Annotated in this window: 10 protein-coding genes; 4 read left to right on the top strand and 6 right to left on the bottom strand. The window is 66.5% G+C overall.

The window, feature by feature from the left end:
* Positions 1 to 34: 34 nt before the first annotated feature.
* On the top strand, positions 35 to 1,180 hold the full coding sequence (locus tag CYFUS_RS35195) for an SGNH/GDSL hydrolase family protein (protein WP_095989208.1): 1,146 nt from the start codon (positions 35 to 37) through the stop codon (positions 1,178 to 1,180).
* 128 nt (positions 1,181 to 1,308) lie between these two features.
* Positions 1,309 to 1,608 carry a hypothetical protein gene (locus CYFUS_RS35190; RefSeq protein WP_095989207.1) on the top strand — a complete coding sequence of 100 codons (300 nt, stop codon included), beginning with the start codon at positions 1,309 to 1,311 and terminating at the stop codon, positions 1,606 to 1,608.
* A gap of 154 nt (positions 1,609 to 1,762) precedes the next feature.
* On the opposite strand, the gene CYFUS_RS35185 is transcribed toward CYFUS_RS35190, so the two are convergent.
* Entirely contained in the window at positions 1,763 to 2,230 is a 468-nt protein-coding gene (locus CYFUS_RS35185; protein WP_198316247.1) for a ferritin-like domain-containing protein, read from the bottom strand.
* Positions 2,231 to 2,463: 233 nt separating this feature from the next.
* On the opposite strand from CYFUS_RS35185, the gene CYFUS_RS35180 reads away from it, so the two are divergent.
* Entirely contained in the window at positions 2,464 to 4,611 is a 2,148-nt protein-coding gene (locus tag CYFUS_RS35180) for a xanthine dehydrogenase family protein molybdopterin-binding subunit (protein WP_095989206.1), read from the top strand.
* 4 nt (positions 4,612 to 4,615) lie between these two features.
* Positions 4,616 to 5,095 carry a (2Fe-2S)-binding protein gene (locus CYFUS_RS35175; RefSeq protein WP_095989205.1) on the top strand — a complete coding sequence of 160 codons (480 nt, stop codon included), beginning with the start codon at positions 4,616 to 4,618 and terminating at the stop codon, positions 5,093 to 5,095.
* A 331-nt stretch (positions 5,096 to 5,426) separates the two neighbouring features.
* On the opposite strand, the gene CYFUS_RS35170 is transcribed toward CYFUS_RS35175, so the two are convergent.
* The 5 genes from CYFUS_RS35170 to CYFUS_RS35150 all read right to left on the bottom strand — a co-directional run bounded on the left by CYFUS_RS35170 (position 5,427) and on the right by CYFUS_RS35150 (position 12,382).
* On the bottom strand, positions 5,427 to 6,371 hold the full coding sequence (locus tag CYFUS_RS35170) for an NAD-dependent epimerase/dehydratase family protein (RefSeq protein ID WP_095989204.1): 945 nt from the start codon (positions 6,369 to 6,371) through the stop codon (positions 5,427 to 5,429).
* A gap of 748 nt (positions 6,372 to 7,119) precedes the next feature.
* Positions 7,120 to 7,470 (bottom strand): DUF2019 domain-containing protein, encoded by a 351-nt coding sequence (locus CYFUS_RS35165; RefSeq protein ID WP_095989203.1) that lies wholly within the window; start codon positions 7,468 to 7,470, stop codon positions 7,120 to 7,122.
* Complete coding sequence (locus CYFUS_RS35160; protein WP_157758843.1) at positions 7,470 to 8,777, bottom strand: hypothetical protein; 1,308 nt, start codon at positions 8,775 to 8,777, stop codon at positions 7,470 to 7,472. The genes CYFUS_RS35165 and CYFUS_RS35160 overlap by 1 nt, the downstream gene beginning before the upstream one ends.
* Positions 8,778 to 9,055: 278 nt before the next feature.
* Positions 9,056 to 10,054 (bottom strand): DUF2381 family protein, encoded by a 999-nt coding sequence (locus CYFUS_RS35155; protein ID WP_157758842.1) that lies wholly within the window; start codon positions 10,052 to 10,054, stop codon positions 9,056 to 9,058.
* Between the two features lie 78 nt (positions 10,055 to 10,132).
* Positions 10,133 to 12,382, bottom strand: a complete 2,250-nt coding sequence (locus tag CYFUS_RS35150; RefSeq protein ID WP_095989200.1) for an ATP-binding protein — start codon at positions 12,380 to 12,382, stop codon at positions 10,133 to 10,135.
* Positions 12,383 to 12,388 lie beyond the last annotated feature (6 nt).

Raw genomic sequence — 12,388 nt, 5'->3', positions numbered from 1 at the left:
TGGCTCCGCGCCATAGTCCCGCGCGGAGGAATGGATGAATCTCGCGCGCTGGTTGTGGTTGCCGCTCGTCCTCGGCATGGCTGGATGTGAGCCTTTCGACCCCTGGTATGACTTCCCCGCGAATGACAAGCGGTTGCAGTTCATCGGACGCATGGACTTCACCACTCCGGAGGGGCCGACCTATGCGCACCCGGGGACCACCATCCGCTTTCGCTGTGATTGCACCGGCGTGGACGTGTCCTTCGAGGACAAGGGCAAGGGCGGCGACGAGAACACCAACTTCGTCAACATCCTCGTGGATGGCGAGCATGCCGCCAAGGTCGAGCTGCGGCGCGAGGGAGGGATGATCCGGGGCGCGCGGGCGCTGCCTCCTGGCGAACACGTCATCGAGATCGTCAAGCGGACCGAGTCCTATGCCGGCACCATCCGCTTCCTGGGGCTCAGCCTCCAGGGCAGCCTGCTGGATCCACCCCCCTGGCCCACGCGGCGCATGGAGTTCATCGGTGACTCCATCACCTGCGGCTATGGCAACGAGGTGCGCATCTACGCCCCGACCTACACCGAGCCGAACACCGGCTACCACTCGGAGAACGAAGACATCTCCAAGGCCTATGGCTCACTGCTGGGCCGCAAGTACGACGCCGATGTGATCACCACCTGCATCTCGGGCATGGGCGTCTACCGCAACCTGAACGGCTCGACGGGCGAGAAGGCCTTTCCCAACCTCTACCGGCGCATCTACCCCGGCCAGGACAAGCCGCTCTGGAACACCTCGCTCTTCGTGCCCGAGGTCATCGTCATCAACCTGGGCAACAATGACTTCAACGTGCGCGATGAGAGCAACATGCCGAGCGCCCCGCCCGCCAGGCCCTTCCAGGACGCCTACAAGGCCTTCGTCCAGCAACTGCGCGGGTACTATCCCAAGGCGAAGATCGTCTGCACCATCGGTCCGCTGATGAACGACAACTACCCCGCGGGCCGCAAGCACTGGACGCTCATCCAGAAGTACGTCTCCGACATGGTGGATGTCCTCCACGAGGAGGGCGACTCGAATGTCTACTACTTCGCCTATACCCCCGTCCTGACCGACCCCTACGGCGAGGACTGGCACCCCACGGCCGAGGTCCACGCGGCGATGGCCAAGGAGCTGGGCGCCTTCCTCGACGCGAACGTGTTCTGACGTCCGGCGGGAGGGATGATTGGGAAACCGATCATCTCGGGGTGGCGCGCGTCCCTGGTCAGCGGCGGGCAAGCCATGTATGAAGCGCGCCCCGGGCGCGAGGAGGGTGTGGCGCCCGAGAGGACGTCATGAAGGCTGCGGAGGTCATCGTCTTCGAGGGAGCCGATCCCCGGGAGTTCTCGCGCGTGGATGCCATCGCCCGGGAACGCGCCCTGGAAGGCCTCTCCGACTACCCTGGCTTCAAGAGCATGACCCTCTTCGAGGACTCCTCGCTCGGAACGGTCCACCTCATCTTGACGTTCGCCACGGAGTACGACCGCCTGGAGACGAACTCGGCGATCGAGCAGATCTCACGTGTCGTGGCGCTCGCCCTGGGCGCCAGGACGGTGCGCCGCTTCGGGTGCCCCGTGTTCAAGGCCCGGAAGTGATGCGTTCCAACGGATCGAGGAGGCGGCTCCACGAGCCCGCCTCTCGGGCGTACTTGCCGAAGGTCGCACTGGATGCGCCCGTCCTCCGGGGCCGGGCCGTCGGGCGGCCCGGGCTTCTACCCCGGTTGCTCCGGCCCTCGGGCTCCGGGGATGCCTACGGCTGCACCGGAGTCTGTTCCCAGGGGCGGGTGCGCAGCACGTCCTCGATGAAGGCCAGGTGCCGCTGCTCGTCCATGTAGTTGCGCTCGATGATGGCGCGGGCCTCGGGGCCCCATTCCTCGTTCAGCGCGTTGCGGTAGGTGCGGTTGGTGAGGTTCTCGTTGCCCCGCATCGCCTGCAGCGCCGCCTCGGTGCCCATCATCGACGTCACCGCCGTGAAGCCCTTGAGGATGAAGCCCTTGGCGTCCGGCTTCTGCCTCGGCGTGCCGCCCAGCGTCCTCACCACCTGCGACAGGTCCCGGATGTGCCGCTCATGGTCCTGTTGGAACTCCCGCAGGTTCATCCGCAGGGACTCCACGTCGATGCGGTTGATGGCCGCCTCGTAGGCTCCCACCGCGTCGATATCCAGCGCGATGAGGTCATTGAGCTGCTTGATCATCTTGTTCATGTCCATCGCCGCCATGCCGTCCTCCTCCTGACTCCGCGCGGGGAATTCCGCGCCGCCGAAAGTTGGGGCGGAGGGCAGGGGGTCTCAAGCGGCCCTGGAGGACATGCCCCTACGTCCCGAATGAGGCTCTTCCGGCGAGGGGGCAGGCCAGGCGTTGCTTCCACGTGGGCTTTCACACCGTCTGATACGGCGCGTGACGTCCGTTGGGGTCATTGTTCCTCTGGCATGGGACGTGCCACGCTTCTCGGATGGCCGACACTCCGAAGCCAGACACGACCTTTGTCGAGGTCCACATCGACCGGCGGCGGTTGCTCACCTGGATGGTGGCCGCGCCCACGCTGGTGATCGCGGCGCGGCTGGGGCCCGAGGCCGCCGCGGCCCAGACCGCCGCCGACGCCGCCACCTTCGATCTCTTCCTCGCCCTGCACCCGGATGGCCGCATCGCGCTCACGATGCCCCGCACCGAGACCGGCCAGGGCATCTCCACCGGCATGGCCATGCTCGTGGCCGAGGAGCTCGACGCGAACCTCTCCAGCGTGGACGTGCGCTCGGCGGACGCGGACCCCCGTTGGCTCGTGCAGCTCACTGGTCTGTCCACCACGATGCGCTACCTCGCCGACCCCGCGCGCGCCGCCGCCGCGTGCGCCCGCGCCCGGCTCATCACCGCCGCCGCCCACCGCTGGCACCTGCCCGCCTCCAGTCTCACCACCGCCCAGGGCGAGGTGCTCGCTCCCGATGGGCGCCGGGCGGGCTATGGGACGCTCGCCCACGAGGCCGCCCAGGTACTCATCCCCGAGGTCTCGCCCCGGCCCAAGTCCCCGAGCGCGTATACCCTCGTCGGCCAGCCCACGGGGCGGGTCGATGCGCGCGCGCTCGTCACCGGCGCCGCGCGCTTCACGCTCGACCTGTCCCACCCCGAGGCTGTCTGTACTGTGGTGGCCCGGCCGCCCACGCTCCGGGGGACGGTGCGGTCCTATGACGCCTCGGCCGCGCTCGCCCTGCCCGGCGTCGTGGGCGTGGTGCCCCTTCCCCATGGCGTGGCGGTCGCCGCGGACAACTTCGCCCAGGCCCTGGCGGCGCGCGACGCCCTGAAGATCTCCTGGCAACCGGGTCCCGCCGCGGGCCTGTCCGACGCGAACATCCGGGCCACGCTCGAGGCCCGACTTGGTCCCCGGCCCCTGCCGCCCCTGTTCACCACGCGCACGCTCGAAGCCCGCTTCGACTTCCCCTACCTCGCGCACGCGCCCCTGGAGACCCAGGACTGCGTCGCCCGCGTCGTGGGCGACAGCGCCGAGGTATGGCTCGGCGCGCAGGATCCCCAGTTCACCCAGCGCGAGGTCGCCACGGCGCTCGGCTGGGCCCTGACGCCCGGGCGCGTCCAGGTCCACCCCCAGCGCGCGGGCGGCGCCTTCGGCCGGCGGTTCTTCTCCGAGCCCGCCATCGAGGCCGCGCTCGTGTCGCGGGCGCTCGGCCGGACGGTGCGGCTGATGTGGACGCGCAACGACGACATGCGCCAGGGCCGCTACCGCCCCGCCAGCCATCACCGGCTCCTCGCCTGGGTGGGCCCCGGTGGCGTCGTGCTCGGCTACAACCACCAGGCCGTCATCCCCACCCTGGATCTCTCGCATGGCTTCGGGGACCTGGCCACGTCCCTGGGCAGCGGGCTGTCTCCCGAGCTCGCCAGCGAGGCCTTCTTCCTGCTCACCCAGCAGGTGCCCTACCGCCTGGGCCTGGTGAGCCAGCAGCTGCTCCAGGTCTCGCTGCCCATCCCCACGGCCTCGTTCCGCTCCGTCTACAGCAGCCAGGTCGTGGTGGCCAACGAGGTCTTCCTGGACGAGGTGGCGCGCGAGCTCGGTGTGGACGCCGTGCAGTGGCGGCGCTCGCGGCTCACCTCGAGCCGGCTCCTGGCGGTGCTGGACACGGTGGCGCGCGAGGGCCAGTGGGGCCGTGCGCTGCCCCCCGGGGTGGCGCAGGGCGTGGCCGTGCACGAGGAGTGGAACAGCGCCGTGGCCCACCTCGTCGAGGTGGACACCCGTGGGCCCACGCCCCGCGTGACGCGCGTCACCGTGGCCGCCGATGTCGGCCTGCCCATCAATCCCCGGAGCGTCGAGGCCCAATTGCAGGGCGCCACCGTGGACGCCTTCTCCACGACGCTGAGCGCGGGGCTGCACCTGGACGCGGGCGCGGTGCGCGAGGGCAGCTATGCCGACTACAAGTGGCTGCGCATGAGGGACACGCCCGCGGACATCCGCGTCCACCTCGTGCGCTCGGATGAGCGCGTGGGCGGAGTGGGCGAGCTGGGCTACCCCACCGCCGCCGCCGCCCTGTCCAACGCCCTCGCTCGGGCCACGGGCGTCATGCCCACCCGCTTTCCCATTCTCGATTCCGGAGCCTGAACCCATGGCCCTGCACCACTTCCTCCTCAATGGCCAGACGGTGTCCCTGGAAGCCCCGGAGGACATGCCCCTCTTGTGGGTGCTGCGCGACGTGTTCGGTGTCACCGGGCCCAAGTACGGCTGCGGCGTGGGCGTGTGTGGGGCCTGCACCAGCCACCTGAACGGGCACGCCTTCCGCCCCTGCATCCAGCCCGTGGGCGGCGTCCACGGCCAGCGGGTGACCACCATCGAAGGGCTCGGCGGCGGCGAGGCGCTGCACCCCGTGCAGCAGGCGTGGATCGATGAGGACGCCGCCCAGTGTGGCTTCTGTCAGCCGGGGCAGATCATGGCCGCGGTGGCGCTGCTCCAGAGCCACCCTCAGCCCACGGACGCGGACATCGACGCGGCCATGAGCGACAACGTGTGCCGGTGCGGCACCTATGTCCGCATCCGCTCGGCCATCAAACGCGCGGCCTTGCTGTTACGCGCCTCGCCTCGGCCCTGACGTGGAAGACGAAGGAGCGAACCGAGGGCAATGAGGAGATCAGACAAAGGAAAAGCCCAATAGCCCTCGGGACTGCTGTGCTTCTGTGCCGAGGGGTGCGCGCGATTGTGAAGCACCTGGGCCTATCCACGGCAGGTGCGAGGCTGGACCCGGCGCGAGGGCCACATAAGGCAGCGGGGTGCCATGCGCCAGGGGGAGGCGGAACCTTGCGGCGCGCGAGCAGGACCCTTCATGGCCTCTGGTGCGCGGTGGCTCGGATCACCAGAGCATCTTTCAAAACCATTTGCAGATCGGGTGGATGCGTACGCGTGGACCGCGCCCGGGCCCTTGCTCAACGCGCGTTGCCCGCGCGCAGCCACGTGATGTAGTTCTCGGCCGCGCGCTGGGTGCCATAGGCGGGTTGGTAGCCGGTGTCTTGCTGAAGGCGGCTGATGTCGAGGTAGTTGTGAGGGGTCGGCTTGCCGGTGGGGAGCTCGAGCTGGGCGTCGGGAACGACAGTCTTGATCGCGGCGACGACCTCGGCATTCGTCGTCGCACGGCCGGACGCGACGTTGTACGTGCGGTAGTTCAGACGCTCTGCGAGCTGAAGGATCGCGATGGCGCGGCCGGTGTCCTTGACGTAGCAGAGGTCCAGCGCGTTTCCTGCGTAGGCGGGAATGACGAGTCGGGACAGGTCCGGCTTCGTGCCACGGACCGCCGCGTGGATGAGCGCGGGCGCAGGGAAGAACGGATCGTCGTGACCGCCTGGGCCCCAGGTGCCAGATATCCGGTAGTTGATGAGCTCGATGCCGGTGGCGCTAGACAGGTGTTCGTTGAGCAGTTCGCCGATCTTCTTGAACGTTGGGATCAGGTGTGGAGCCGACATCGGTAGCGGCATGTCTTCACGGAGAGCGCCTTCGCTCGCGACACCGGAGTAGACGCCGATCGTGCTCGCGACGCCTACGCGCTTGACGCCCCACTTCTGGGCGGCCTGCACGATGTTCAGGAGGCCGCCGAGCGCCTTACGGGTGGCGTCGACGGGCGGCTCGGACGTCGGAGGCCAGGGCATGGAGCCCGCGAGATGCACGATGCCGGTGATCTTGTGGCGAGTGCCGACTTCGAGCAGCGACGCCAGATCGGTGACGTCCCCCTGTGCCACCGCCACGGGCAGATCGGCGAGTTGAGCCGGGAGTTCCCCGGTTCGTCGCTGGAAGAGGATGCACTTCTCGCCCATTTCGTGCAGCGCACGAACGGTGTGCGAACCGATGAAACCTGAACCTCCGGTAACCAAGATCATGTGTCACTCCTTCGTAGAGGGTGGTCTTCAGCACCCAGAAGATAGGAGTCAGCGACAGGACGCACTACAATAGGAAGTCCATATTTCATTTGCAGGAGTCCGGCCTTGATCGATCCGCTTGCCGAGGTAGTCACGCTGCTTCTCGAGAAGGGTGACTTTGTTCTAATCCTCCTTTGGAGAAGTCACCTCGGGCATGGAGGTGGTGGACGCGCTGACGGAGGGAGATGTCATCCTCGAGGTGCGTGCGGAGCCCTGATGAGGGCTGACCGGCACGCAAGAGAGGCTAGCCGATCGGGAGCCGCTCAAAAACCGTGGAGGCGGCGGGAATCGAAGCCGCTAAGGGCGGATCCGCCCCCACTCGGGACCAGAGGCCCACCCCGCGCTTTCCCTCTGAAAATGGGGGGCCCATCTGTCCGGGCGAGTCCATCCGCGTCCGTTCGATTTGGTCCTTTTTTGGTCCCCTTGCCGGGCGATAAGTGGCGAGCCCTTCGCCCCGCGTCCTGGCTTCTGGCGCTGATGCTATTGCCTACTAATGCCCTGCCCTGGTGGCCTCTACCGGGCCCGAGCTTCGCCTGCCGGGCCCTGTTGGTCTTCACCGGGCCCTGAGCCCGAGCCCACTAGAGCAATCGGGAAGCCTGCGGAGCTACACTACAGCGGCCCCTGACAGTGGAACATTAGTGCTTTCAACCAGAATCTTCGCTGTGGTGCGGCTCCGAATGCGTGTCATGCTCGTTCCCTCTTGCTATCCCTAATCAACGTCCAAGCTCCAAGTGCCCGCGTTCCAATGCTTCAATGCCTCCGATGCAACAAATGGAATCATGCCTTCTCCTTCGGCGGCCTCCTCTAGTACGGGCTTGGCCTGTGCAGGTCTATCACTGAGCAAGCAAATTGCCGCATTGACTCGAACGTCCATGCGTGAATGCGTCAACAATGCTGCGAGCGCATCCCGCCCTGCCTCGCCGTGGTCGCGCAACTTCTTGTAAGCAGCAATATACCGCTTTGCATATTTGTTCCCGCCTTTGCGGTCGCCACGCCAGATCGCATCCGTCTGCGCAGCCACGTTTTGGGCGAATTCCTCCGCAATGTCCTCCAGACTCATCACCAGATTCCCTTTCTAATATTGTCAATGGCGCGCAGACCAAACTCCCGCTGCGCCTCGTATGGCTGGAGACTAAGCCATTGCCTCACGGTCAGGCGCGATCTTGTGATGCCCCATTGGACCGACGAATAAAACGCACTCGTCTTTCCATGTAGTATCTTGTCTAATGCAATGACGTTCTCGGTGTTTTGCAGGGCTTCGCCGCCGAACCGCTTCACGTTGCCCGGAGTCTGCTCCACGATGTGATGCCATTCCTTTCCGGGGCCTGCCTTCCCCATAGCTGACTTGAAGCCACTAAACGACCCCCACGCCCTGTGTCCATTGGGGAGGAGCTTACCCCGACTCGGCGCAGGACTCCCGGCGCCAACGCCCCGGGCAACCATGGCCACAGCATGAGGCGCCAACACCACGCGGATCGTCCCCTCGGGCACAGAGACAATAAGGCGCTCGGCTCCGGTTGCCGTCTCCAGCAGGCCCAACCCGGTACGAGTCGCGACTTTCTCCGACGCTTGCGTGAATCCGGGGAGCTTCGGGGCCCTGGAAGCGAGGGCCGCCGTCTCACCAATAGCCGCCGTCCCAACGATGACGAGAATGCGCACACTGTTGGGGCCGATGACACGCCCGAAACGCTCGCCAATCTCGCGCAGTTCCGCAAAGGTGGAGGCCCGGGGCGCATCTTCGTAAAGCCGTGCATAGGCCCGCAGCAAATCGAAGAATTCATAACCGAGATAACCCCACAGGGCAGCGCTAAACACCAGGGCCGCGCCCTTTGTTATCGGCTCGGGCACTGGCGCAACCAGCAGCGCCATATAAATCGTTATGCTAATACTAATCACTGAGAGCATTCGTGTGGGATCGAGCATGCCCCGCACTTCCGCGTTTACTCCTTCCAAAGCTGGCCCCACCGCCAGTGCAAGTGCAAGACTTCGCTTGTCTTCATCCTGGAAGCGGGGCCCATCCTCAAACAGCGTCAGACAATCTCCGGGAGTGCCGCACCGCTCGCAAAACTGCCCATAGGACCGGGCCAGGTCTGATTGCCACGCTTCGCCGCTCAACGGCGCGGAGGCCAACGCCAGCCTACGGCCGACATACAACGGTGGGCGGGACGCGGCCACCCGAAGCGGCATGTTAAGCCAGAGCGCTGTCATGGCTGCCGAGAACTCAGCGTTACTCACCTGCACCGGCGCGAAGTCCGTTGGCAGCTTCGTAAAGAAAGCCTCTCCCTGGCCCCCGGCGTCAGCTTCCGACTCCAGGGCCCCCGCTTCGGGCGAGTTGTGCGACACGGGCGGACGGTAACGGGAAGCCATGTCCACGGGCGCCCCCGTGGCGCACGCTGTCACCAGCATCAACGCAGCCAGGGCCAGCGCCCCCACGCGTAAGGGCCTCCGTGTGTCCACCGGGCGAGTATCGACGGCACGCCTAGACATTTACGCACCTCTCCGGGCAAGCCGCCCGAGTTGGAAGCCAAACCCGCCGATTACAGAAAACGGCTGATGGCTAGGTCAAGCCGTCGGGTCTGGTAAGGTGCCGAAAACCCATCGGGTAGGTTGCGCTTCCCTCGGGCCGCACGACGCGGCGACACCACTCACTCGCGCTCGCCTCCTTGCTCTACAGGCGGGAACGTTACGTTCCCGAGGGTGACGGTGCGGGGCCCCTGCGCTTCCCACCGCCTGAGGGTGCAGGGGCAGGCGAATTGCCCCGGCTGCCTCTCAGTGCCCACCACGACAAAGCCAAGAGTGTCGGGAGCAATGGCCGACGCTTGCCACGCAGAAAGCTCCACCTCGGCGCCTGTCGAGTCCTTCAACATTGCTCCCGCTGCCGTCCAGGGCTTGGCGCCAGGATTTGCGAGTTGAAGCCTTACCGCCATGCTTTCCGGGTGGCTGTAGCTTCGGGCTCCTGTTGTCCTGAGTGCGTCTGCGGGGTGGTGCTTCAACGCTTGGGAAATGTCGTCTGACGCAACCAGCATTTCACGCTCCAGCCATGCGGCGCCCATGAGTCCGCCGGGTTCCTTGAGTTCGGCCAGAAGTCGCGCCTTGTCCTCCTGGCATTGGCGCGCTTCGGCCTGTGCGAGCATCTTCTCTCGTCTGATCTCCGGGAACTTCACCTCCGCAAGAAACTTCCGGGATCGCGGCGAGTGCTTGTCGAAATTATCAGCAAGGTGGCGAGGCAAGGGGATGGGCTTGCATCTCGGGTCGTCTTCCTCCACGAGGGCGGACGCGGGCTGCTTCTGCGGCGAGGGCTTCCGGGCCGGTGCTTTCGCCGCACGAGGCTGGGCCTCGAGTTCCGCCATGAGCTGTCGCGAGGCTTCCGAGACGTCCCGCAGCCGTGCCTCGAATTCCCGTTGAGCGTCGACCCAGGGCGGACGGCTGTCGGACTCCGGCCCGGCGGTGTTGGAGGGCCAGAGCAGGGCGAGGGCCACGAGCACCGGGCCCACCCGGGAGAGCGCTAAAGGGGCTTCGCTTGCGCGTCCAGCCTGGGCGAGACCCTCGGCTCCCCTCGCCACCTCGGCGGCTTGCCCGCTCGTCCTCGCGGCGCGCGAGAAGCGCTCGAAGGCCCGTTTCGCCGCGGTGAGCTCGCGGTCCAACTGCTCCCACTGACGCGGCTCCAGGTCCTCGCGCGCCCGAGACAACGTCGGTGACCAGGATGCGTTGTCGCGGCTCCATCATGAGCAGGCAGTCTCCTCGAGGGGCTGATAGGGCAGCTCCAGCGTGAAGGTGGCGCCACGCCCGGGCCCCTCGCTGTGGGCCTTCAAATTGCCGCCCAGCTCCTGGGCCGCCACCGCGCAGGAGTGCAGGCCAAAGCCGTGCCCCTCCAGGCGGGTGGTGAATCCATACTGGAAGATGCGCGTCATCAGCTCCTGGGCAATGCCCATGCCGTTGTCTCGAACCTCGATGCGCACGCGATCGGCGACGGGGACGTCCAGCTTCACGGTCAGCAGGCGCTGCTCCGCGGGGGTGTCATCCATGGCGTACTTCGCGTTGCTGATGAGGTTGACCAGGATCATCAGCACCTTGTGCTTGTCTGTCATCACCGGTGGCAGGTAGGTCAGCTGCCGCACTTCCTTCACCTGGTGCCGGCTGAGCGCGGCCGTGTTGATGCGCAGCGCGTCGTCCACCAGCGTCGCGAGGGAGACGGGCTCGTTGAGCCGGGGGGTCCGGGCGTGGTTCTGCTGCACCTTGACGATGTCTCCGACATGCTCCGTGTACCGGCACACGTCCTCGAGCAGACCGATGATCTTCTGACGCTCGTCCAGCAGGTTGGTTCCCAGCTTGTGCAGGAAGGGCAGCACGTTGCGTCCGCGCGCATCCCGCTTGATGAAGGTGTCGAGCTCCTCCTGGTGCTTCTCGAGCAGGGTGGCCGTCTTGCTCACGTGCTCCAGCCGAAGCTCGCGCACGCCGTCCAGCGCCAGTTGGGAGGAGGTGTAGACGCTGTTGAGCACATTGCCCACGTTGTGCAGCACGTTGGTGGCGATCTCCGCCATGCCCGCCTGCCGGGCCGTCTGCACCAGTTGCCCGTGCACCGTCTTCAGCTCCCGGGTGCGTTCCTCCACCCGCTGCTCCAGCCCATCGTTGGCCTGCCGGAGCTGCTCCTCCCGCTGCTTCACCTTGTCGGACATGGTCCGGAAGGCACTCGCCAACTGCCCCAGCTCATCACGCCGTGAGGCGTCCAGCTCCACCTGGAAGTCACCGGAGGCCACGTGCTCGGCCGCCTGGGTGAGCGCCAGCAGGGGCCGGGCAATCTGCTGCTGGAGCACCCAGTACATGATGAGCAGCTCCAGCAGCAGCGACACCAGACCGAACACCAGGACATAGTGCGCCGACCGCAAGGCCGCCGCGGACACCACGTGCGCGGGGAGCACCGTGACGAAGTTCCAATCCGGCCCCTCGAGCCGATCCACGGCCAGGTACTCGTCCTGCTCCGGTAGCTCCAGGAGGCTTTCGTCAGAGGTGCGGTCGCGCACCTTCTCGAAGATCCGCCGCAGATGCGCCTGCTCCTCGGCGTCCAGCTTCGGGGCAAACTCCCCGGGCTTCAGCGCGTTCCCCAGGATGTTGTAGCCGACGTTGGCCCCCTCGAGGTCCAGCGAGGGATGGGCGATGAGCTGGCCGTCATCGCGCACGAGCAGGTTGTAGGCGTTGTCCAGGTGGTCCTTGATGGAGCGCTCCATCAGCTCATCCAGCAGGACGTCATGGGCGAGCGAGGCGACATGGCGGCCCTCCATGTCCAGCGGGGTGGTGACCGTGGCCATCCAGTGTTGGGTGACGGGGTACTGGAAGATGCCGCTCCAGACCGTGCCGCGGCTCGGGTTCTTCTCGGGCGTGCTGATGGTGTAGTACTCGTACTCGAGCGTCGGATCGTCCGCGGGGATCTCCTGCGCCCAGTTGGGAACCGAGGGCCAGTAGGAGAGGACCGGCCCCTCCACCAGGGTGATGTAGGTGCTGTTGAAGCGCGTCGAGAAGGCGGGCCCGTACTGGGTGAGGACGTCGTAGGCGGCCAGGATGCGGCGGCGCAGCTCCGTGTCGGGTTTCACGCCCGGAGGGATGAAGACACCCACCATCTTCGTCGCGTCGAAGCCCTCCGCGCGGGAGCGAACCGAGCCGTCGGGCTGCTGGGTGAACAGGCTGTCGAAGCGGGAGTTGGGGTCCTCCTGGCTCCAGGCCCGGATGCGCTCCGCCAGCGCCTTCTTGAGGAGCGCGTGGTTGTCCTCCGCCAGGACGAAGATGGCCTGCTCTCGCTGGCTGCGCTCCTCCACATGCCGTCTCAATTGATGACGCGCGTCCTCACGCAGCGTGTGGAACATGTGGACATAGCTGATCAGCGTGGTCAGGAGGATGATGACGCCGATGCGCACGCCCATCTGGATGAGCGTGGAACGGGCCAGGGAAGCAGACGGCCGGGAGTTTTGTGCTGACATTCGCGG

Origin of the sequence: Cystobacter fuscus (assembly GCF_002305875.1) — a bacterium.
Lineage (GTDB): Bacteria > Myxococcota > Myxococcia > Myxococcales > Myxococcaceae > Cystobacter > Cystobacter fuscus_A.
This window is presented reverse-complemented; position numbering and strand designations above follow the sequence as displayed.

Bases quoted from the DNA above. Each gene is read 5' to 3' on its own strand.
- CYFUS_RS35195 (WP_095989208.1), top strand. From the start codon at position 35: ATGAATCTCGCGCGCTGGTTGTGGTTGCCGCTCGTCCTCGGCATGGCT.
- CYFUS_RS35190 (WP_095989207.1), top strand. From the start codon at position 1,309: ATGAAGGCTGCGGAGGTCATCGTCTTCGAGGGAGCCGATCCCCGGGAG.
- CYFUS_RS35185 (WP_198316247.1), bottom strand. From the start codon at position 2,230: ATGGCGGCGATGGACATGAACAAGATGATCAAGCAGCTCAATGACCTC.
- CYFUS_RS35180 (WP_095989206.1), top strand. From the start codon at position 2,464: ATGGCCGACACTCCGAAGCCAGACACGACCTTTGTCGAGGTCCACATC.
- CYFUS_RS35175 (WP_095989205.1), top strand. From the start codon at position 4,616: ATGGCCCTGCACCACTTCCTCCTCAATGGCCAGACGGTGTCCCTGGAA.
- CYFUS_RS35170 (WP_095989204.1), bottom strand. From the start codon at position 6,371: ATGATCTTGGTTACCGGAGGTTCAGGTTTCATCGGTTCGCACACCGTT.
- CYFUS_RS35165 (WP_095989203.1), bottom strand. From the start codon at position 7,470: ATGAGTCTGGAGGACATTGCGGAGGAATTCGCCCAAAACGTGGCTGCG.
- CYFUS_RS35160 (WP_157758843.1), bottom strand. From the start codon at position 8,777: ATGGCTTCCCGTTACCGTCCGCCCGTGTCGCACAACTCGCCCGAAGCG.
- CYFUS_RS35150 (WP_095989200.1), bottom strand. From the start codon at position 12,382: ATGTCAGCACAAAACTCCCGGCCGTCTGCTTCCCTGGCCCGTTCCACG.